Annotated in this window: 21 protein-coding genes and 1 pseudogene; 16 read left to right on the forward strand and 6 right to left on the reverse strand. The window is 62.3% G+C overall.

Translation table 11 applies throughout. From position 1 onward, the window contains the following. Positions 1–97: 97 nt before the first annotated feature. Together I7X09_RS16340 and I7X09_RS16345 are read left to right on the forward strand one after the other, a co-directional pair. A complete protein-coding gene (locus tag I7X09_RS16340) occupies positions 98–1483 on the forward strand; it encodes a hemolysin family protein (protein WP_200313018.1) in 1386 nt (461 codons plus the stop codon). Beyond that, positions 1480–2493 (forward strand): hemolysin family protein, encoded by a 1014-nt coding sequence (locus I7X09_RS16345; RefSeq protein ID WP_095971686.1) that lies wholly within the window; start codon positions 1480–1482, stop codon positions 2491–2493. The genes I7X09_RS16340 and I7X09_RS16345 overlap by 4 nt, the downstream gene beginning before the upstream one ends. A gap of 75 nt (positions 2494–2568) precedes the next feature. On the opposite strand, the gene I7X09_RS16350 is transcribed toward I7X09_RS16345, so the two are convergent. The 5 genes from I7X09_RS16350 to I7X09_RS16370 all read right to left on the reverse strand — a co-directional run bounded on the left by I7X09_RS16350 (position 2569) and on the right by I7X09_RS16370 (position 4870). Beyond that, positions 2569–2787 carry a hypothetical protein gene (locus I7X09_RS16350; RefSeq protein WP_095971685.1) on the reverse strand — a complete coding sequence of 73 codons (219 nt, stop codon included), beginning with the start codon at positions 2785–2787 and terminating at the stop codon, positions 2569–2571. 54 nt (positions 2788–2841) lie between these two features. After that, the gene (locus I7X09_RS16355; RefSeq protein ID WP_095971778.1) at positions 2842–3123 is read right to left on the reverse strand and encodes a WhiB family transcriptional regulator; all 282 of its coding nucleotides are present in this window, start codon (positions 3121–3123) and stop codon (positions 2842–2844) included. Positions 3124–3420: 297 nt separating this feature from the next. Next, entirely contained in the window at positions 3421–3585 is a 165-nt protein-coding gene (locus tag I7X09_RS16360) for a hypothetical protein (RefSeq protein WP_166810005.1), read from the reverse strand. 254 nt (positions 3586–3839) lie between these two features. Continuing rightward, entirely contained in the window at positions 3840–4070 is a 231-nt protein-coding gene (locus I7X09_RS16365; RefSeq protein ID WP_143538672.1) for a hypothetical protein, read from the reverse strand. Positions 4071–4573: 503 nt separating this feature from the next. After that, positions 4574–4870 carry a putative quinol monooxygenase gene (locus I7X09_RS16370; RefSeq protein WP_200313019.1) on the reverse strand — a complete coding sequence of 99 codons (297 nt, stop codon included), beginning with the start codon at positions 4868–4870 and terminating at the stop codon, positions 4574–4576. A gap of 347 nt (positions 4871–5217) precedes the next feature. Here I7X09_RS16370 and I7X09_RS16375 point away from each other — a divergent pair, with 347 nt between their 5' ends. The 14 genes and pseudogenes from I7X09_RS16375 (at position 5218) to I7X09_RS16440 (ending at position 19352) form a co-directional block, all read left to right on the forward strand. Further along, on the forward strand, positions 5218–6357 hold the full coding sequence (locus I7X09_RS16375; RefSeq protein WP_200313020.1) for a glutathione-independent formaldehyde dehydrogenase: 1140 nt from the start codon (positions 5218–5220) through the stop codon (positions 6355–6357). Positions 6358–6442: 85 nt separating this feature from the next. Further along, positions 6443–6574 (forward strand): annotated as a pseudogene (locus tag I7X09_RS16380) (DJ-1/PfpI family protein); the annotation flags it as partial. Next, entirely contained in the window at positions 6571–6984 is a 414-nt protein-coding gene (locus I7X09_RS16385; protein ID WP_200313021.1) for a GlcG/HbpS family heme-binding protein, read from the forward strand. The pseudogene I7X09_RS16380 and the gene I7X09_RS16385, both read left to right, overlap by 4 nt. A gap of 1157 nt (positions 6985–8141) precedes the next feature. Further along, a complete protein-coding gene (dnaK, locus tag I7X09_RS16390; RefSeq protein WP_095971682.1) occupies positions 8142–10016 on the forward strand; it encodes a molecular chaperone DnaK in 1875 nt (624 codons plus the stop codon). A gap of 8 nt (positions 10017–10024) precedes the next feature. Further along, positions 10025–10549: a nucleotide exchange factor GrpE gene (locus tag I7X09_RS16395; RefSeq protein WP_200313022.1), complete on the forward strand. Its 525-nt coding sequence runs from the start codon at positions 10025–10027 to the stop codon at positions 10547–10549. Positions 10550–10555: 6 nt separating this feature from the next. Further along, a complete protein-coding gene (locus I7X09_RS16400; protein WP_058227787.1) occupies positions 10556–11461 on the forward strand; it encodes a DnaJ C-terminal domain-containing protein in 906 nt (301 codons plus the stop codon). Next, positions 11458–11787, forward strand: a complete 330-nt coding sequence (locus I7X09_RS16405) for a chaperone modulator CbpM (RefSeq protein WP_020971358.1) — start codon at positions 11458–11460, stop codon at positions 11785–11787. The genes I7X09_RS16400 and I7X09_RS16405 overlap by 4 nt, the downstream gene beginning before the upstream one ends. Further along, positions 11769–14402 (forward strand): ATP-dependent chaperone ClpB, encoded by a 2634-nt coding sequence (gene clpB, locus I7X09_RS16410; protein WP_095971680.1) that lies wholly within the window; start codon positions 11769–11771, stop codon positions 14400–14402. Before I7X09_RS16405 ends, clpB begins: the two co-directional genes overlap by 19 nt. Positions 14403–14418: 16 nt before the next feature. Continuing rightward, a complete protein-coding gene (gene trxA / locus I7X09_RS16415) occupies positions 14419–14871 on the forward strand; it encodes a thioredoxin (RefSeq protein ID WP_200313023.1) in 453 nt (150 codons plus the stop codon). Then, positions 14868–15134, forward strand: coding sequence for a UBP-type zinc finger domain-containing protein (locus tag I7X09_RS16420; RefSeq protein WP_007735548.1), 267 nt, complete (start codon positions 14868–14870; stop codon positions 15132–15134). Before trxA ends, I7X09_RS16420 begins: the two co-directional genes overlap by 4 nt. Next, the gene (locus tag I7X09_RS16425; RefSeq protein WP_200313024.1) at positions 15112–16839 is read left to right on the forward strand and encodes an FAD-dependent oxidoreductase; all 1728 of its coding nucleotides are present in this window, start codon (positions 15112–15114) and stop codon (positions 16837–16839) included. The genes I7X09_RS16420 and I7X09_RS16425 overlap by 23 nt, the downstream gene beginning before the upstream one ends. A 13-nt stretch (positions 16840–16852) precedes the next feature. Continuing rightward, on the forward strand, positions 16853–17293 hold the full coding sequence (locus I7X09_RS16430) for a DUF1931 family protein (RefSeq protein ID WP_024487875.1): 441 nt from the start codon (positions 16853–16855) through the stop codon (positions 17291–17293). A gap of 1067 nt (positions 17294–18360) precedes the next feature. Further along, entirely contained in the window at positions 18361–18822 is a 462-nt protein-coding gene (locus I7X09_RS16435) for an Hsp20/alpha crystallin family protein (protein ID WP_095971678.1), read from the forward strand. A 179-nt stretch (positions 18823–19001) separates the two neighbouring features. Beyond that, positions 19002–19352, forward strand: coding sequence for a hypothetical protein (locus tag I7X09_RS16440; RefSeq protein ID WP_095971677.1), 351 nt, complete (start codon positions 19002–19004; stop codon positions 19350–19352). Between the two features lie 98 nt (positions 19353–19450). Here the strand turns inward: I7X09_RS16440 and dnaB are convergent, their stop codons facing one another. Next, positions 19451–22108, reverse strand: coding sequence for a replicative DNA helicase (gene dnaB / locus I7X09_RS16445; protein ID WP_442800574.1), 2658 nt, complete (start codon positions 22106–22108; stop codon positions 19451–19453). Between the last annotated feature and the right edge of the window lie 28 nt (positions 22109–22136).

The raw sequence follows: 22136 nt of genomic DNA on the forward strand, positions 1-22136 counted from the left end.
CTTCTTCCGCATCGACAGAGAGACCAATGGACAGTCACAGACCCAGGCCGGACACACCCCACTACATCACCGCATGTGATGGCGAGGTGTCCGGCTCATGATGATCGCCCTGACACTCCTGCTGGGCGTCCTGGTCGTTCTGCTGATCACCGCAGTCACCGGCTACTTCGTTGCCCAGGAGTTCGCCTACATGGCCGTGGACCGATCTCGGCTCAATTCTCTCGCCCAGACGGGCGATTCTGGTGCAAAGCGGGCCCTTGCGGTGACCCGCCGCACCTCGTTCATGCTCTCCGGAGCTCAACTGGGCATCACCGTCACCGGTCTGCTGGTCGGTTACGTTGCCGAACCTCTCATCGGTCAGTCGCTGGGAACGATCTTCGGCGGCATCGGCATCCCCACCGCCATGGGGTTGGGCATCGGTGCCGTGCTGGCGCTGCTGTTCTCGACCCTGGTCCAGATGCTCTTCGGTGAGCTGTTCCCGAAGAACCTCGCCATCGCACGTCCCGAACCTGTGGCCCGGTGGCTGGCCCGCTCGACCACCCTCTACCTGAAACTCTTCGGCTGGCTGATCTGGATCTTCGACCAAGCATCGAACCTGCTGCTCCGCGCACTCAAGATCGAGCCGGTGCACGACGTCGAGCACTCCGCCTCTGCCCGCGACCTCGAGCACATCGTCGCCGAGTCCCGCGAAACCGGGACTCTGCCGCCCGAATTGTCGACGATGCTCGATCGCATTCTCGATTTCCCCACGCGCCCAGTGGAGCATGCGATGATCCCTCGCACCCATGTCGACACCGTCCACGCCGACGACTCCCTCGACCACATCCTCACCCTCATGGGGCGAGGGCACTCCAGATATCCCGTCGTGGGGGCAGATTCCGAGGACATAGTCAGTGTCATCCACCTCCAAGATGTTCTCGACCTGACGCCGACCACTGATCTGACCGCGCGCACACTCACCCGCCCCGCCCTGATCCTCCCGACCACACTTCCCTTGCCGAAAGCCTTGTCCGAACTCACCGACAGCAGAAACCAACTTGCCTGCGTCATAGACGAATACGGCGGCTTCGCCGGTGTCATCACCCTCGAAGACATCGCCGAAGAACTCGTCGGCGAAATCACCGACGAACACGACCCTGACCTCCCACTCGAACTCCCCGGCGAAGACGGATCCTGGACCGTCAACGGTGGCGTGCACCTCGACGAGGTCGAACGCACCATCGGACACGACCTCCCGGGTGGTGACTACGAGACGATCGCCGGCTTCACCATCGCCCATCACGGCGAGCTCCCACCCGAGGGAGCCCGGATCCGCGTCGAACTGCCACCTGATCCTGCCGACCTGATTTCCGACGATGAACAACCTCGATATTCACTGGTCATCGATGTCCTGTCCGTCGAGCGGCACGTCCCCGCCTCACTACGACTACGCCTCGACCCAACCGCAGTGGCCGGGACTGAAACCGCGGAGGAGAACCGATGAGCAACCCCTGGATCGTCATCGCCGTCACCGTCGCTCTCATAGCCCTGAGTGCCTTCTTCGTCGCCGTCGAATTCGCCCTCATCTCCGCCAAACGGCACCGCCTCGAAGATGCCGCCCCCAACAGCCGCTCCGCCCGAGCCGCTCTACGCAGCGCCTCCGAACTGACCGTGCTCCTCGCCGGCTCCCAACTCGGCATCACCGTATGTACCCTCGCGCTCGGTGCAATCACCAAACCCGCTGTCCATCACTGGCTTACCCCTGCCTTCTCGAGTTGGGGCATGCCGCTCTGGATCGCGGACGTCGCCGGTTTCGTTCTCGCATTGATCATCGTGACTTTCCTGCATCTGGTCGTCGGCGAAATGGCACCGAAATCCTGGGCGATCGCCCACCCCGAGAAATCAGCCACACTGCTCGCCATCCCGATGCGCGGATTCATGTGGCTCACCCGACCTCTACTGCAATCGCTGAACTCGATGGCCAACTGGTTCCTCGTCAAAGTCGGTGTGCAACCGGTCGATCACGTCGGCAGCGGCCAGGACCCCGACGCCTTGCGGCACCTGGTCGAACACTCCACCAACGTCGGAGCCCTCGACGCCGGATACTCCGCGCAACTTTCCGGCGCCCTCGACATGCAGACCTTGACCGTCCGCGATCTGCTTCGGAGCAGCAAAGCTCCGACCTCCGTAACCAGCTCCGCGACCATGGACCAGGTGCGGGCGATCTCGAAACAATCGGGACACCTACGAATCCTCGTTCGCGACAACGGTGTTCCCCTTGGGATCGTGCACGTCCGCGACACCCTGCTCCAACCCGACCACACCCACGCCGAATCCATCATGCGACCGGCATTCACCCTTGCGTCCGATACCCCCGTCCACCTCGCGCTCGCGTCGATGCGGGAAAGTCGCAATCACCTGGCCGTGGTCACCGACGAACGAACGACGGTCGGCATCATCACCCTCTCCGATGTTCTCTCACGACTGTTCCCCCGCCCTGAACCGGCGATCTGACACCGTATGGGACGGTCTTTCGCACGGACTGCGCTCTCCGTACAGCAATTGTTCGGGAAAGATCGCGATCAGATCTCAGATCTCCCCGTCCCAGGCATCGATACCCTCGTGCGTATCCGGAGTTGGAATGCCATGCCCGAGCCCCCGTGCCCTCATTTCCTCGTTCACGAAATAGAACCGTGCTTTCTCACGCGGAGTCAGGCGATCACACCGGCGATACAACGAGCGGTACTCCTTGACGAGATCGCCGCTCGCCATACGGTAAACCGACAGCGGCACCGGCTCACCCGACATCTGATCGCATCCTCGGACTGCATGATCTGCCGCCCCGCGCTCGTCGCGACTTCGTCACTGGGCGTGCCGCCTTCGGTCAGCTTCGCTCATGCCACCCCACGTTCCATACAGCTCACCCGCACCGAGGGCGTACTCGCGGCACTGACCGAGCACAGGACAGGTCTGACATATCCGCCGCGCCAGCAGTTCCCGGCGGGATCGGGCATTGCCACGCTCGCCTTCCGGCGAAAAGAACACCGCCGCTTCGACCCCACCGCACGCGGCGTACTTCTGCCAACAACTCGGTTCGGCGGCAACCTCTTTCCCGGACTGCGCCGAGCGCACTGCGGATATCATCGGGAACTCCTCTCTCACTCGAGAACCTCGGATCACTGAAACCAGATCCGAAGCCAGGAGACGTATCTCAAAGCTTCGCTCTTGCAACGCCACTGACGGTTAACCAGGCGACTTCCTACGGGTTCATGCCAGTATTAGAATCTGGCGTGTCCGCCAAGTGCGGCCGTGAAGGCCGCCGGCTGCGGCAACGGTTGGCATCACCATTTGATCGCCCTGCCGAAGGTGGGCTCGAACCCACACGCCTGGTAGCCAATCGGGCGCTGAATGCGCGACAGATCGCCATCACATGCCATGCCGTCACCGCAGCACCCGCGGTCGAGCACCTAACCGGCCGCCTCCCGGGACCGGACGGACGTTCGGAGCGCCGAGGCGGGCAGACTGTCCGGCATTGGCGTACCGCAGAAGCAAAGCGAGCACGAGGAAGGAGAGGACGAGGACAAGGGTGAGAACAATCGAACCCACGGCGGAGCTTCCTTTCCGAGACCACGAAAGAATCAGGTTCACTCAGAATCGATCACCGAACCGGCCGAGGGAAGAATCCGACCCAGATCTTCGCGATTTCCATACAGCCGAGTTGCCGATCGCGGCTCGGTAACCCTCGCCCGTCACATCATCCGCGTGTGTAGGTCGCCTCTGCTGCACGACGGAGTTACTGCCCCGAGTGGTCAGTCACCTCGGTACAGCGTCCGTAAGAACAGCAAGATCCGTCATCAGAGTCACCGCCGGTCGAGGGAACGATTGGCAGCGCGCACATCATCGAGCGCATCGTCGAACCCCCTCGACAACTCCTCCTCCCGATCAACTGCCGACTCCAGATCGGGAAGTGACATTGCTCCGACTTCGAGCACCAACTCCGTCAAGATCACGCCGGGCTCACAACGCACGCGTTTCACCAATAAAGCGATCGTGTCGGCCGCGCCGCGAAGCGTGGACGAGGGCAGTGGCACGCAAGCCCAAGCGACTATAAATGCAAAGGCGCACGGCGGGGCACCAACTGAGCATTTCTGATCCGGCGGGCGTGATCACCGAACTTGTGGAGACACTCTCGGACCGCGCATGTAGATTCCGAGCCTATTTGTATTATCGGACTGCGACTTTCGAGTCTTCCCGCCACAATTGTCGCTGAAATTCCGCGGAAAGATGACCTTTTCCATGGCCCAGAACTGTCCCAGCAGCAACGAGAAGTCCTACTTCACTTCCAGTCAAGTCAGTTCAAACTCGAAACACACTGTAATAAAACGAGTTTGAAGTGCTTTCTTACGCACGTACCGAGTTGACTCGACTGAGTACACTTCTCGTGTTCTACCGATACCTCGGTCGAATGAGCGACGGACCGTACGCCACAGCCGCGCACACCGGCAAGGCTCTCGTGAATCGGGTGTGGCTGTGGCACAACTATATTCGAAGCAGAAGTGTGACGGCCGCCGACTGGGCTTTTTCAGTCGGTCGTTCAGATTTTTTCAGCGAGAACGTCGAGCTGGCTGATTTCGGGTGGCGCAGCGAAGAGTTCGTCGGCACGTTCGCCGAGAGCCTTGCCGACCGGACCATTGAGATGTGCCTCGCGAGCGGCCTGGTCGGGGAATGCGTCGATGATGCCGAACGACGAGGGCCCGAACCGCACCGCGAACCAGGGTTTCGTGCCGGGCTCCTGCTCGACGAGCGGCAATGCCGATCGGAGGAATTTCTCGACCGCTTCTTCCTTGCCGGGCTTGGCTTCAAGTCGGACCAGCAGCGCCTTGGTGGCCATTTCGGTTCTCCTCTTCGAAGTGGTGAACACTGTCAAGCATCACACCATCCGTCGGTGAATGGAAGGTAGCCAAACCCACCGATCGAGGAAACCGATCCCGACCCCCTAGCGATCGTGGAGCCGAAAGAGGAGACTCCATGGTGAGGTAATGCGACGCCTGGAATGCAGCCACAGCTGCGGGCCGCGACGGAAAAAATGTTGGTGTGCCATTGATTTGGCAGGGCCTTGAGTTCCGTGCGCCGTGGGCCTGCCCCGAACCTCACGATTCATTGGGTCGGTCGCTCACGCGTAATCACCTGTGACCGGACGAGATCAACCGGAAAAGCCGTAGCTAAGGGAGTGTCGCCATGAAAGCGCTTGTGTACGACGGGCCTCGTGAGGTTCATGTGAAGGATGTGCCCGATGCGAGGATTGAGCAGCCGACCGATGTGCTGGTGAAGATCACGAGCACCAACATCTGTGGGTCGGATCTACACATGTACGAGGGTCGCACCGATCTCGAGCCGGGAATGGTCCTCGGTCACGAAAACTTGGGCATCGTCGCCGAAGTCGGCAATGCAGTGGTCAAAGTATCGCCAGGGGATCGAGTGTGTTTGCCGTTCAACATCGGCTGCGGCTTCTGCCGAAACTGCGAGGAAGGGTTGACCGCATTCTGTCTGACGGTGCACCCAGATCCGAAGATGGCCGGTGCAGCATTCGGTTTCGCCGGGATGGGTCCGTTCTGGGGTGGACAGGCGGAATATCTGCGGGTGCCGTTCGGCGACTTCAACTGTCTGCGACTGCCCGAAGACGCCCAAGACAAGGAAACCGATTACGTGATGCTCTCGGACATCTTCCCGACCGGATGGCATTGCACCCGCCTGGCCGACATGCAACCCGGTGATTCGATGGTGGTCTACGGCGCTGGCCCAGTCGGTTTGATGGCCGCGTATTCGGCGATGATCCAGGGAGCGAGCAAGGTGATGATCGTCGACCGTCACCCCGACCGGCTGCGCCTGGCCGAAGAGATCGGCGTCGTACCCATCGACGACTCGAAGGGCGACCCCGTCGAGCAGATCCTCGAGCAGACCAACGGGAAAGGCGCAGACAAGGGGTGCGAGTGCGTCGGCTATCAGGCACACGACCCGCAAGGCCACGAGGACGCCGCCATGACGATGAACCGGCTCGTGGATTCGGTGCGCTTCACCGGCCACATCGGGGTGGTCGGCATCTTCCTGCCCCAGGACCAGAACGGCCCCGACGAACTCGAGCGCAACGGCAAGATCGCCTTCGACATGGGCAAATTCTGGTTCAAGGGCCAGAAGATCGGCACCGGACAAGCGAACGTCAAACACTACAACCGGCAACTGCGCGACCTCATCCACGAAGACCGGGCAAAGCCCTCCTGGATCATCTCCCACGAACTCCCGCTCGCCGAAGCCGAATCCGGCTACCAGCACTTCGACGCTCGCGACGACGGCTGGACCAAAGTCGTCCTGCATCCCTGACACGGCCAGAACCGAGAGGAGCACAACGATGCCAATGCCGCTGCAGGGCAAGCAGATAGCGATAGTGACTGCCGACGGGGCCGGAGGAGTAGAAGTCGTAGACGAACAGGTCGCGATCGACGGGAACCTGATCTCGAGCCGCTCGCCCGACGACCTTCCTGCGTTCCGTCAGGCCATCGTCGAGCAGTTCGCGAAGCTCGGGGCAGGTGCGTCATGACCGTGAACCAGACCTCGGTGTCCCTCGACGATGCGCAGCGGGTCATCGCCGCAGGACAGGCCAAAGCCACCGAGATCGAGTCGCCGTCGAACATTGCGGTGGTCGATGCCGGCGGCAACCTCGTGGCTCACGTGCGAATGGACGGTGCCTGGATCGCCAGCATCGACATCTCGATCAACAAGGCGTTCACCGCGCGGGCATTAGACGTCTCGACCGAGGACCTCGCGGCCAACGCGGGCCCGGGCGAGCAGTTCTACGGGATACACGCCTCCAACGGCGGACACATCATGATCTTCACAGGCGGTGTGCCTCTGCGGCACAACGGCCAGGTCGTGGGCGCTGTCGGCGTCAGCGGCGGCACCGGGGAGCAGGACAAGACCGTCGCCGAGGCGGCCGAGGCGGCGCTGTGAGCGGTGGACTGCGTCGTCAGGTCAGAGAACGCATCGACAGGGCAACGTCGAGCATTCCGTCGTCGCTTTACAGCAAGCCGATGAGGTCCTCTGTTTCACCCGCGCGTCAGGTGAATTGACGCCGGCCAAGCCCGCTCGGCGAAACCGAATCCGGCTACCAGCACTTCGACGCTCACGACGACGGCTGGACCAAAGTCGTACTGCATCCCTGAGGCGGCTCCGAGCCGAGACGAACACAACCACGGCCAGACCTGGCACACCTGCGCCACCACGGGGCGAGAGCAAACCGACCCCTCGATCGAAATCCTGCCAAAGGATGTAGCACCGGAATAGACGAGAACCCACGTAAGTCCCGTAGTGACGATGGCCGAAACATGTTGAATTGCAATAGCTCCCACCTGACGGTCTGTTGACCAGCCACAGAACGGGACGTTGAACTGTGCAGCACGCGGGTGTACGCCGCCTACTCGCAACCAATTGGAACCGACCAGTAGTGGCACATTTCCTTTCTGTCACAAGGAGATTCGATAGAACCACAATGAATCTCGTCCGGGTTCAACGGAGCTGCTGTTCACTGACTGTGAAGATCTTTCGCAAAGGGAGTTCTCCTTATGCATGCGCCGCGGTAGTGTGGACGTACCGCAGTAGCGGCCGACACTCGAGTTTTCGTGTCGAAGCCGATACTCGGAGTTTCATGCGATGGCCGCTTCGATCGGGTTGCGGCGGGCATCTTCGATCAAGGGCAGGTGTGGTCGCCACTGCCCCGTTGCGCCCCGCCCATCAGGCGAATGTTGTTGACGCCCTTTAGGTGGACGAAAAGACTCATCATGGCTGGGTGGTTCGTGAGCTCAACCGGTTGACCGGCGGTCGGGCCCTGTCAGTACACACAGGCCCGGCGAACCCCACAACATCAACGCTGAGGGGCGTGATGTCAAAGCTCAGTGGCGGAAACCCTTACCCTCGGCCGCTCGCGAGCCTCACGCCCGCCATCCACGGATTGGTGTCGGGCGCCGTTATCGGTGCCCTGCTCGGTCTCCGTGACTTCACCCAATCCACTCGCCAAAACCAGGGAACTACGAAGTCCTTGCCGACATCGAGCGAAGTTGCGGGCGGAATCGCACTTGCTCAACGGCCGGGCCGATCGAAAGGAATGAGTCATGACAACTGCTGTAGGCATCGACTTGGGCACAACCAACTCGGTCATCGCAAGCTGGCAAGGCGGCGAGCCGGTGGTGATCTCCAATGTGGAGGGAGCACGGACGACGCCTTCGGTGGTGGCGTTCACCGAGAACGGTGAGCGTCTGGTGGGCCAGCTTGCCCGACGGCAGGCGATCTTGAATCCGAAGGGCACGATCTACTCGGCGAAACGCTTCATCGGACGTCACTACGACGAGATCTCCGAGGAAGCCAAAGCGGTCAGCTTCGACGTCGTACCGGGTGACAACGGTGAGGCCCGCTTCGACGTGCGCGGCAAGAAATACGCACCAGAGGAGATCAGCGCTCTCGTGCTGCGCAAGCTCGTCGACGACGCGAGCAAGTTCCTCGGTGAGAAGGTGAAGGAAGCGGTCATCACCGTTCCTGCCTACTTCAACGACGCGCAACGAAACGCCACCAAGGACGCCGGCCGTATCGCAGGCCTCGAGGTTTTGCGGATTATCAACGAACCGACCGCTGCGGCACTCGCGTACGGCATGGACAAACAGACCCACGAAACCGTACTGGTCTTCGACCTCGGCGGCGGAACCTTCGATGTGAGCCTGCTGGACGTCGGAGAGGGGGTAGTCGAGGTTCGTTCCACGGCCGGCGACTCCCACTTGGGCGGCGACGACTTCGATCGACGCGTGGTGGACTACCTCGCCGACGAATTCCAGCGCGCGGAGAACATCGATCTGCGTAAGGATGCGCAGGCGTTGCAACGACTGTTCGAAGCCGCGGAGAAGGCAAAGGTTGAGCTGTCCTCGGTGACCCAGGCCCAGGTAAACCTGCCTTTCGTCACCGCTGACGCGAATGGTCCCAAACATCTCACCACTACGATCATGCGATCGAAGTTCGATGATTTGACTGCCGATCTGGTGGAACGGTGCCTCGGCCCGGTGAAGCAGGCCATGAGTGACGCCAAGGTCGCCGCCAACGACATCGACGAAGTGATACTGGTCGGCGGTTCGACACGTATTCCGGCTGTACAGGCGCTGGTTCGCCGGCTGACCGGCGGCAAGGACCCCCACATGGGCGTCAACCCGGACGAGGTCGTTGCCCTCGGAGCCGCAGTCCAGGCAGGCGTGCTCAAAGGCGAGGTTTCCGATGTGTTGTTACTCGATGTCACCCCACTGTCCCTCGGCGTCGAGACGCAGGGCGGGGTGATGACGAAGATCATCGAGCGGAACACGACGATCCCGGCACGGCGCAGCGAAGTGTTCTCCACGGCGGAAGACAATCAGTCCGCCGTGGACGTCGTGGTGTTGCAGGGCGAACGCGAACGTGCGGCCGACAACCGGGTGCTGGGCCGGTTCCGGCTGGAAGACATCCGCCCCGCGCCACGTGGCGAGGCCCAGGTGGAAGTCATTTTCGACATCGACGCCAACGGCATCCTGAACGTCACCGCTCGCGACAAGGATACCGGCAAGGAACAGAGCATCACGATCAGTGAACAGGGCAACCTTGATCAGGGTGAGGTCGAGCGCATGTTGGCGGAGGCCGAACGGAACCGGGGTGAGGACGAGGCGCTGCGCAAGGCGGTCGACGCGCGCAACGGGCTCGATTCGGTTGCGTATCAAGTGGAGCGGCGACTCGCCGAACTCGGTGACAGTGCCCCGCCGCATGAGAAGGCGCGGGCCGAGATGCTGGTTGCCGACGCCCGAAAGGCCGTGCAGGACGGCGCTTCACCCGCGGAGGTTCAGCCACTCACCTCGGAGCTGCAACAGCTGCTCTACGGACTTGTGCCGGACCAGTCGGACGACGGCCAAGCAGGCGGCGCTGATGCTGCGTCGTCGGATGACGGCGACGTGATCGACGCCGAATTCGATCGAAGCTGAGGCGCACGATGGAAATGTCTGCAGATCATTCGACGACTGAGCCGACTACCAACAGCGCCGACACGGATCAAAGCAAGACCGAGTCCGATCGCGCCGAGACAGCAGACGAGCTGTCTCAACTCGAGGACCGTTGGCGCAGGGCCGTCGCAGATCTGGACAACCTGCGCAAGCGATACGCCAAAGATCTGGACCGTGAACGCGCCGCGGAAGTAGCGAAGGTTTCGTCGGCGTGGCTGCCGATACTGGACAACTTGGAGCTTGCGCTTGCACACGCAGGCAGCGATCCGCAGGCCGTCGTCGAAGGTGTGAAGGCGATCCGGGACCAGGCGGTACAGGTGCTCTCACGACTCGGCTTCGAGCGCCACGACGAGGTCAGTGTGCCGTTCTCCCCGGAACTCCACGAAGTGGTCAGTGTGGTAACCCGACCCGACCTTCCGTCCGGGACCGTGGTCGAGGTCTTGCGCCCGGGTTATGGAGAGGACGGACGACAGTTGCGGCCCGCCGCGGTGGTCGTCAGCCGCCCAGAGGGGTGAGCACCGATGGCCCGTGACTACTACGAAGTACTCGGGGTACCGAAGGGCGCCGGCACCGACGAGATTCAGCAGGCATACCGGAAGCTGGCCCGCAAGTACCACCCCGATGTGAACAAGGATCCCACTGCGGAGGACAGGTTCAAGGAGGTCAACGAGGCCTATCAAGTGTTGTCCGACCCGGACACCCGGAAACGCTATGACCGATTCGGTGACGACTTCCGGCATGTACCCGAGGATTACGACGAACGGGTGCGGGCAAACGCCGCCGGGTACGGCGGTGGCGGGAGAAGGGTGCACTTCGGCCACGGTGTCGGTGGTGAGGGTGCCGTCGACTTCGAAGACCTCTTCGGGCAGATGTTCGGCGGAGGCGGTGGGTTCGGACCGATTCCCGGCGCCGATCAGGAGGCCGAACTGGAACTGGCTCTGGAAGAGGCCTATCAGGGCGGAAAACGCACTCTCAGACTGGACGGACGGCAGTATGACGTCGACATTCCAGCCGGCGTCCTGGACGGCCAGCGAATCCGGTTGGCCGGGCAAGGAGGCCGAGGCAACGGTGACGCGCCGCCTGGGGATCTGTACCTCGTGGTGCGGATCAAACCGCATTCACGGTTCCGCGTGCAGGGTCGGGACATCTACGTCGATCTGCCCGTATCGCCATGGGAGGCGGTTCTCGGGTCGACAGTCGTCGTTCCCACACCGGGTGGAGAGGCGAAAGTCAAAGTGGTGCCTGGCTCTTCGACTGGTAGGAAGCTGCGCCTGCGCGGAGAGGGAATGCCCAATCCGCGCGGTGCCAACGGCAACCTCTACGCCGAAATCAAGGTGATGGTTCCGCCGAAACCGACAGCACGTGAACGCGAACTGTTCGAGCAGTTGGGCGCCGAATCGAACTTCAATCCGAGGAAAGAGACATGAGCACCTCAACGCCGATCACTCAGTACGTATTGGTTCGCCGTACCGGATTGTCGCCGGACGCCTTCGCCGAACGTACTGGCCTACACCCGGATCTGGCACGAAAACTCGTGGCTCTCGGACTGCTCGACGCCCACCGCTACGCCGGCGGAGAGATGTCGTTCGACCCATCCGAAGTGACCCACGCCGCACGCATCCAACGACTGCGGACGGGTCTGGGCCTCAACTACTCGGCAATCGGGCTCGTGCTCGATCTGCTGGATCGAATCGAAAGACTCGAAACAGCGGCCCGCAGAAGGAGGACATCCTCATGGACACCGGCAGCTTGACCGAAAAGTCACGAGAAGCCTTGCAGGAAGCCCAGAATGTTGCGACCAGAATGGGCCACACCGAAGTCGACGGAGAGCACCTGCTGCTCGCATTGGTCGATCAGCAGGATGGGTTGGTGCCCCGACTGCTCGAACAGGCCGGCGCGAACGTCGACGCACTGCGATCCGATCTGGATCGTGAACTGTCGCGTAGGCCGAAGGTCAGCGGCCCCGGCGCGACCCCCGGTCAGGTGATGATCACCCAGCGTCTGGCCAAGCTGCTCGATGCCGCAGAGCGGGAGGCGAAGAGACTCAAGGATTCCTACGTGTCGGTGGAGCATCTTGTGATGGCCCTCTCCGAGGAAGGATCGGCCAGCGCGGCCGGGCGGGTCCTCGCCAGTCATGGGGTCACACGGGACGCCTTCCTCACAGCGCTGACGAAGGTGCGCGGCAATCAGCGTGTCACGTCGGCAACCCCGGAGGGGGCGTACGAGGCATTGGAGAAGTACGGGCGCGACCTCGTCTCCGAGGGGCGGGCAGGCAAACTCGATCCGGTCATCGGCCGGGATGCCGAGATACGCAGGGTAACTCAGATCTTGAGCCGGAAAACGAAGAACAACCCGGTGCTGATCGGCGACCCCGGTGTAGGTAAGACTGCGATTGTCGAGGGTCTCGCCCAGCGGATCGTCCGCGGCGACGTGCCCGAGGGCCTACGCGACAAAACGATCTTCTCGCTCGACATGGGTTCACTGGTGGCCGGTGCGAAGTACCGCGGCGAGTTCGAGGAGCGACTGCAGGCCGTGCTGTCCGAGGTGAAGGCTGCCGAGGGGCGCATCCTGTTGTTCGTCGACGAGTTGCATACCGTGGTCGGAGCGGGCTCGGTCGGCGGCGAGGGGTCTCTCGACGCCGGCAACATGCTCAAACCGATGCTCGCACGCGGCGAACTGCACATGATCGGTGCCACCACTCTCGACGAGTATCGCAAGCACATCGAATCCGATGCGGCACTGGAGCGTCGATTCCAGACCGTTCTCGTCGACGAGCCCAGTGCCGAGGATGCGATCTCGATTCTGCGCGGACTTCGAGAACGCCTCGAGGTGTTCCATGGCGTGAAAATTCAGGACGGTGCATTGGTGGCCGCCGTGACCCTCTCGCACCGATACATCACCGACCGCTTCCTTCCAGACAAGGCGATCGATCTCGTAGACGAGGCATGCGCTCGGCTCCGCACCGAAATCGATTCGATGCCTGCCGAACTCGACGAGCTCACCCGGAAGGTGACCCGCCTGGAGATCGAAGAGGCCGCACTGTCCAAGGAAACGGACGCGGCCAGCAAGGCGCGCCTCGAAGAATTGCGCAAGGAGCTGGCCGACCTGCGGGCCGAGGCAGACGCCCGGCACGCTCAATGGGAGGCGGAGCGGCAGGCGATCCGGCGGGTGCAAGAACTGCGAGGAGATTTGGAACGGTTGCGCGTCGAGGCCGAGGCCGCCGAACGCAACTACGACCTCAATCGGGCAGCCGAGTTGCGATACGGCGAGATCACCGAGCTCGAACGCCGGCTCGAGGCGGCGGAGGAGCAACTGGCCACCAGACAAGGCCGAAATCCGTTGCTGCGTGAAGTGGTCACCGAAGACGAGATCGCAGAGATCGTGGCCGCATGGACGGGTATCCCGGTCGCCCGGCTGCAAGAAGGTGAGCGGGAGAAGTTGTTGAAGCTCGACGAGATCCTGCACGAGCGGGTCGTCGGTCAGGACGAGGCGGTGCAACTGGTCGCGGACGCTGTGATCCGCGCGAGGTCCGGTATCCGTGATCCTCGTCGACCGATCGGTTCGTTCATTTTCCTGGGCCCGACAGGCGTCGGAAAGACCGAGCTTGCAAAGACATTGGCCAGCGCCCTATTCGACAGTGAAGACAACATGGTGCGCCTCGATATGAGCGAGTACCAGGAACGGCACACGGTGAGTCGGCTCATCGGTGCACCTCCCGGATACGTCGGGTACGACGAAGGTGGCCAGCTCACCGAGGCGGTGCGGCGTAAGCCGTACTCCGTGGTGCTCTTCGACGAGATCGAGAAGGCCCACGCCGACGTCTTCAATACCCTGCTGCAGGTGCTCGACGACGGCCGGATCACCGATTCTCAAGGGAGGCAAGTCGATTTCCGGAACACGGTGATCATCATGACCTCCAACATCGGATCCCAGCATCTCCTCGACGGGGTCACAGCCGACGGCGAAATCAAGCCGGACGCCAGGGAACGGGTGATGGCGGAACTGCGCGGGCATTTCCGCCCCGAATTCCTCAACCGGGTCGACGACATCGTGCTGTTCTCCCCACTCACCCTGCCCCAGATCGAGCACATAGTGGAACTGCAACTCACCGACCTTCGAAACAGGTTGTCGGAGAGACAGATACACCTGGAAATCACACCGGAGGCACGCCGACTGATCGCCGAACACGGGTTCGACCCTGTCTACGGTGCGCGGCCGCTGCGCCGATACATCGCACACGAGGTCGAAACCAAGATCGGCCGTGCACTGTTGCGCGGCGAGATCAAACCGGACGGCACCATCAGCGTCACGGTGGACGGCGGCGAGCTTGCCGTCGCGTATGCCGAACCCGCCTTCGCGGCGGCCTGAGAAGAGGTAACTGGTCATGGGATCCGAAAAGGTGAAGTGCCCGAACTGCGGCAAGACCAACAACATCCCGGCAGCAGGGGAAGGAAAACCTCGCTGCGGCAACTGCCACGAGCCGCTGCCCTGGATCGCCGCGGCGGGAGACGGTGACTTCGCGGAGATCGTCGAAAAATCCTCGGTGCCTGTGCTCGTGGATCTGTGGGCGACGTCGTGCGGCCCGTGTCGCATGGTCAGCCCCGCGCTCGAGCAGCTCGCCAGAGAACACGTCGGCCAGATCAAGCTGGTCAAGGTCGACGTCGATGCTGCACCCCGGACAGCTGAACGATTCACCGTCCGCGCCGTGCCGACTCTGCTGGTGATGGACCGGGGTGAGGTTCTCGCTCGCCAGTCGGGCGCAGCTCCGGTCCCCCAGCTGCGCACGTGGCTCGATCAGGCGCTATCGGAAAATGCCGGCGAGGAGGCGAAGTCATGAGTCCTGTCCATGCGGACCCACATGTAACCGCGATCCGGGCCGTGGTGCCGCGTACCCCGCAGGGCTGCGAGGAATGTCTTCGCCTCGGCACCCCGTGGGTGCATCTGAGGCTGTGCCTGACGTGCGGACACGTCGGTTGCTGCGACTCTTCGCCGGGCAGGCACGCGAGTGCTCACGCTCACGCCATCGGGCATCCGATCGTCCAGTCGATGGAGCCCGGCGAGGATTGGCGGTGGTGTTATGTCGACCAGAACTTCGTCTGAGGGCGCCTCACCCATCGGGTACAGCCCGCCGGTCGACGACGAGACCCCGGACGAGGAGGGCGCCTTCCCGCGGCTGACGGACGACCAGGTCGCGAAGCTCGAGGTCGGTGGCTCGCGTCGACCGGTTCACGCCGGCGAGGTGCTGATCCGAGAAGGCGCGCCTGACAACGATTTCGTCGTCGTCCTTTCCGGAAAGATCGCAGTCGTCGACGAAGGCGACGCGGACGGCGAGCGCCGGATACTGCGCGTGCACGGTCCTGGGCGTTTCCTGGGCGAGCTCGGACTCCTGGAAGGGCAGGTGGCGTTTTTCACCGCCGAAGCGATCGAGGACGGCGAGGTACTCGTCGTCCCGGCCGAGCAGGTACGCGAGCTGATTGCCCACGATCCCGTGCTCAGCGATTTGATCCTGCGCGCCTACCTTGTGCGTCGGCACTTGCTGATCGGGCTCGGCTCCGGATTCCGGATCATCGGCTCCTGCTTCTCCCCGGATACGTTGCGACTTCGTGAGTTCGCGATGCGAAACCGTCTGCCCCACAAGTGGTTCGACTTGGAACAGGACGAACGAGTGGAGCAGCTGCTACGCAGCCTGAACGTCGCACCCGAGGACACACCCGTCGTGATCTGGCACGGCGAGAAGGTGCTGCGCAATCCGACGAATGCGGAACTCGCACGCGTCGTCGGGCTTCCTGTCCCGGCACCCGTCGCGGACGCAGCCAAGGACGTCTACAACCTCGTCGTCGTGGGTGCCGGACCGGCCGGCCTGGCCGCATCGGTGTACGGCGCCTCGGACGGGTTGAACACGGTGACGTTGGAGCAGATCGCTGCGGGCGGCCAAGCCAGTACCTCATCCCGGATCGAGAATTATCTGGGATTCCCCGCCGGGGTCTCCGGCTCCGAATTGGCCGAGCGAGCCGTGCTCCAGGCCGGGAAGTTCGGCGCCCGCATCCTGGTGTCGGCAGAAGTGACCGGTTTGGGATCCGAGGCCGGGAACCATGTGCTCCGACTGGCGGACGACGGGTCGGTGCACGCCCGGGCCGTTGTGCTCGCCGCCGGGGCGCGGTACCGCAAGTTGGCCGTTCAGGGGATCGAGGCGCTGGAAGGAACAAGCGTGTACTACGCCGCAACGCATCAGGAAGCACGGATATGCGGCACCGACCCGATAGCCATCGTCGGTGGCGGCAACTCCGCCGGCCAGGCCGCCGTCTTCCTCGCCGAGCATGTCTCACAGGTGCACCTGCTCATCCGCGGCGATGACCTCGGGAAGAGCATGTCCCGATACCTGGTCGACCAGATCGAACACCATCCGCGGGTCACCGTGCACCGGCACACCGAGATTCGTGCGGTCCACGGCGAGAAATACCTCGAAGCAATTGCGGTCGAGGACAATCGTACCGGCGACCAGGACACGATTCGGGTGCGCGCCCTGTTCGTCTTCATCGGGGCGGTACCGCACACCGGGTGGCTTGCCGACGCGATCGCACTCGACGACCACGGCTTCGTCCTCACCGGTGTGGACGCGATCCACGCACGAGCAGACGGCAGCCTGCCAATCAACGGCGGCCTGTCCAGGACGCTCGAAACCAGCCTGCCCGGCCTGTTCGCGGCGGGCGACATCCGCCGAGGTTCGGTGAAACGAGTGGCATCCGCCGTCGGCGAAGGAGCGATGGCCGTACGCCAAATTCATGAATACTTCGAAAGGAGCTGACGACATGCCAGTAATGGGCACCGTGAAATTCCAGCGGTTCTTCAGGGCAGCGGCCGGACTGCAGGTCGACCGGAACGATCTCAAGCGCTATACCGATTTCATCGACGACAAGATCTACGACGTGATCCTGATCGGGAAAGCCTCCGCGAAAGCAAACTTGCGCGACGTGATCGAACCGTGGGACCTGCCGATCACCAAGGGATTACAGGAGAGCATCCACCGGTTCGAAAAACTCGACGAGGAGATCGAACTTCAACCGCTGCTCGATCAGCTCACGGCCCGCCCGCCCTTGGACGTGGCCCTCTCCGAGGAGACAGAGCAACGACTGCCGCTGATCGCAGGAGGGTTGAGCGTAGCGCTGGCGCAAACTTTCGCCACGGTCGAACCGGACCGCAAGAACCCCGGCACAGCCCAATGGACAGTCGCCTTCGACATCTTCCACCTCCTTCTGTGATTACCACCCGTCCCGGCTGACAGCGCGTCCGAGTTCGAATATGCTGTGCGGCTGCGAAAATACCGGTGCGATTCAGAACTGCCTGTCAGTTGGCGTCGACAACGGAGGATTTCCGGCGAGAGGTGCGGTTTCCGCGCTCGATTCTCGAGCAGCGAGAACTCCAGTGAGGGACTCGATTACAGCCCTCAGATCTTCTGCCGTGAGCGAGTTCGGCTTACACGCCGAACCTCTGACACCGGTAGTCCGCGTGGCCAGGCGGCGAGCAGAACTTGTCGATCGCCGATCACTCCTTCGGCTCATCTGAGAACCTTTCGTCCTCACTTTCTCGATCCCCGCATCGGGCGGGCCCTGAGCACTTCTGGGCGCGCACAGCTCAAGGCCCGGCAAGGAGACCAGTGAGGGTGATATGGCCTTGCCTTGACGAACACCCGCCCGAATGTTTGCCCCCTCGAACGGAACGGGTGCCCCCGACCCGACGAAGGTTATTGCGCACTGCTTTTAGACGACAGGGTCGAAAGTCCCAGTTCCATTGTGATGAGCAAGCTTTGACGGTGGCTGAAGTGTTCTCCCTTACAGCCGGTTCGGTGTGTGCACGAACACCGACATCGTTCGCAGCGACTCCGACGAACGAGCACCCGCGATGTTCGATGCCCGATCCACCCGCAAACATCGGGAAAAGACCTATTTTGCGAAAGCATTCGGAACAGACGTCTGCAAACCAAATACCAGGCACGGGCCACCTTTCCAGGCACCGCGGCTACTGCGCAGCTAGCGTGACCACTTCTTGGCATCGAAGGCGACAGAGCCGGCGGCTCCATTACCGCACCGCCGCTACTGACGAAGTGCCGTACCGCGCCGCCCGCTTCGAATCGAGGCCGAAGGCGGCCGCTTTTGTCGGGACCAGGCAAAGCAGCGATCTTCAGGGGCCGAAACACTTCCCCAAAGCTTCTGGCACTCTCGGTTGCAGAGCGCTAATTCGTGTGGTTATCATGCTCTCGCACAGTGAGTTCGGTCAACCGCCACAGTGGTGGTGACCTTTCGTTTCACGACATGGGAGGTGTGTTGCTGTGCTTCGTTTCGATCCTTTCACCGACATCGACGCGATCACCAAGTCCGTCCTCGCCGCGGGAACCGGCAACGGACGCAGTCCACGGTTCATGCCGATGGACCTCTACAAGGTCGAAGACCAGTACGTCCTGCACGCCGATCTTCCCGGCGTCGATCCAGGCTCGGTGGACGTTCACATCGACGGCTCGACTCTGACGTTGACCGCGCATCGCACCGCTCTTTCCGAAGAGGGTGTGAGCTGGCTGGCGAGTGAGCGTTTCGCTGGAACATACAGACGGCAACTGTCCATCAGCGACGACATCGACGCCGAACAGATCGTCGCCTCATACGACAACGGCGTATTGACGGTGACCTTGCCGATCGCGGAGAAGGCGAAACCGCGGCGGATCGAGGTCTCCTCCGGACCGCCCTCACGTACCGAAACCATCGAAGCGACAACACAGGTCCAGGTCGAAGTCTGATCCTACTGGCCCGGACAAGCGTTCCACGGTGGGGTGAGTTCCGAAGACACGCGATGCGTGCTCGGGACTCACCCCACCGCCCTTTCGATCCCCACCGCCGTTCGGTCCTCTCTGCACCCGTATGGCCGATCGGCCCATCCACCACACGAAAGAATCAGCACGAGAACCCTTTAGCCGTCATGACTGCATCAACCTTCCCCCCGCACGAGCAATCCAACAACACAGGCAACACCGAATCCCGTCCGCACACCTCGCCCAATTGGTGGGATCACCACCGCCCGATCACCAGCGACGAATACAGCGACATGGCGTTGATGCTCGGTGCCCTCTCGATCCTGACGTTCTGGATGTTCGGCCTCAGCATCCTCCTCGGTGCCGCCGCCATCGGAATCGCCCTGGCAGCGCGCCGACCCGACACCCCCGGACGCGATCTGGGCGACAACACCGCCGGCGTGGTCGGGATCCTCACCGGCATTGCCGGAATCGCCTTCGGCGCCGTCTTCCTCACCGCAGCACTACCCCACCTGTAGACAAACCGAAGTTTGCACTAGTGGAATCGAATTGGTGCTTGTAGCAGGATCTCACAAGATCTGAAATCCGTCCCACCTTCAGGCGATGGCGGCAGCCACTATCCCCGGGCCATGTCCACAAACTTGGACAGGTGAAGCTGGTGCGCCACAGTGATTGTCGCGGTCGGGCCGTTACGGTGCTTACCCAGAATCAGGTCGGCTTCACCGCCACGGGGATCGTCTCGCTCGGTCGCGTCGGGGCGGTACAGCAGAATCACCATGTCGGCGTCCTGCTCGAGCGATCCGGACTCACGAAGGTCGGCGACCTGCGGACGCTTGTCGGTTCGCTGCTCAGGACCACGGTTGAGCTGACAGATCGCGACAACCGGAACTTCGAGCTCCTTCGCCAAAAGCTTTAGGCTACGGGAGAATTCGGAGACTTCCTGCTGACGGGACTCGACCTTTTTACCCGAGCTCATCAGCTGGAGGTAGTCGATCACGATCAGGCGAATGTCATGTTTCTGCTTGAGCCGCCGTGCTTTTGCGCGAATCTCCATCATCGTGAGGTTGGGGGAGTCGTCGATGAAGAGCGGCGCCTCACTGATCTCACTCATACGACGCGCAAGCTTGGTCCAGTCGTCATCGGTCATCTTGCCGGAACGCATGTCACCGAGCTTGATCTTTGCCTCTGCGGACAGCAGACGCATGACGATCTCGGTTTTGCTCATTTCCAACGAGAACATGACGCTGGCCATGCCATGCGTGATGGAGCAGGAACGCAAAAAATCCATTCCGAGCGTGGAGTTGTGCGTCGGGACCATCGAATGACCGGCCAGGTACATGTGGTCGGCATTGTCGACCTCGACGCAGCGAACCGGAACACTCGCAATTGGCCGAACGTCGACAATGTAGCGCGATCCGCTGCGCGCAGTGCTCTTACTCGCTCGACGCTCCTTGTGCAACATCGCTTTCCGCGTAAGACCGAACACTTCGTCATCAGTCGAGAAGGTCAAGGTGAATGCAGTCGACGAAGCCTCGGTGCGACCGTTGACTCGTTTTGTGCTCATGTGGCAGCGGTAGCCCAGACTGACTACCAATTCCTGGGCGTCGCGGACTAGGCGCTCGTTGGTTACCGAAAACTGAACGGAACCTCCGGCAGTCACCGTTCCATCAGTATCGAGAAGTCCGGCAAGAACCGCACGACGCTGCGCCTCGGACCCGCGGAGATACTGGACAGGGATGTGCTTGTTGCCCAGAACACCGACCGTACGTAGGCGTCCTTGTACCGTGCCGTACTCGTTGCGGCACTTCTGGCAAAGTCGCAGCCCGATAGAAGGCCCGCCACAGTGTGAACAAGTCGGCGCGGGAACGGGATCCGACAAGAAGCGGGCTTTACCGCCACATGATTGGCCGCACGTGCGCACCTGACTGGTGAACGGCACGAAACTCTTGCCGCACACAACGCAATCGCGCGGAGCGACGGGATCTTCCGGAGCTAGTTTAAGGCTGTAGCGCAAATGCGCCGACTTGGACGGAACTGCAACCAGGCCTTCGGCCTCGATCAACATGATGATCTCGGGATCAGCAGTTGTGAATTGTGCGCAAGCGGTAGAACCGTCACCCAGCCAAGCGCCGAGTGTGTACGGCGGGACAAGGAGATCCTGCGTCGGAAGGTCGAGCGGCTTGGCATTCACGACCGAATGATTAACGCGACCATCCGCCGTTGCACAGCGCACCGTCGATGCGATCTCCGCTGTGGTTCGAACCTCGGCAAACGTCTTTTGATTCTTGTAGCGGTTGTAACCCGTCGCCGCCTGCTGCGCCGAACGGCGCGAAGCGCGCGTCTCCGTCAACCACTGATGCTGCTCGTCGGCAACCAACACAGTTCCGTCGGAAAACTCGACCTCGTAGCAAGGGCGGTCGACCATCACATCGGTAGCGGCAACAACCCGCGTCGGCTTGCCGTGGTTGTCGATCAACAGATCGCCGACAGAAACGTCGCCCATCGTGGTCCAGCCACTGGGCGTCGCGAGGGGAGTATCGAGGGCAAGCGCCTTGCCCACACCAGGACGGGCCGCGACGATAATCATCTGACCAGCGTGAAGGCCGTTGGTGATCTCGTCGAGATCCTTGAATCCGGTGGGCACACCGAGGGAGATTCCGCCGCGGCTGGCGATGGAGTCGATCTCGTCCATCGTGGGCTGGAGGAGCTCGGTGAGGGGTACGAAGTCTTCGGTGGTCCGACGCTCGGTGACCTCGAAGATCTCGGCCTGCGCGCGGTCGACAACCTCGGCCACGTCCTGACCCTCGGTGCCGGCGTAGCCGTACTGGACGATGCGCGTACCGGCATCGACGAGACGACGCAGCACGGACTTCTCCGCCACGATCTCGGCATAGAAGGCGGCGTTGGCCGCTGTGGGCACTGTCTGGGTCAGCGTCACCAGATAGGCAGCACCACCGATACGGCGGAGCTCACCGCGACGGTCGAGCTCGGCGGAGACCGTCACCGGGTCGGCGGGCTCGCCGCGGCTGTAGAGGTCCAGGATCACGTCGTAGACGGACTGGTGGGCGGGCCGGTAGAAGTCACCCGGACGCAGTACCTCGAGGACGTCGGCGATGGCGTCCTTGCTCAGCAGCATGCCGCCGAGCACCGACTGCTCGGCAGTCATGTCCTGTGGTGGCTGGCGTCCGAACTCCTGGTCGGGCTCGGCCTCGGGAGGGCCTGGGTAATCCGGCCCCGAGAAGTCGGAAGGTCCTCGATCATCTACAACAGCCACAAGCGAGACCTTCCCGTAAAACACTCGA

It is taken from the genome of Rhodococcus sp. P-2 (assembly GCF_016598535.1).
GTDB classification, from domain to species: Bacteria; Actinomycetota; Actinomycetes; order Mycobacteriales; family Mycobacteriaceae; genus Rhodococcus_F; species Rhodococcus_F baikonurensis.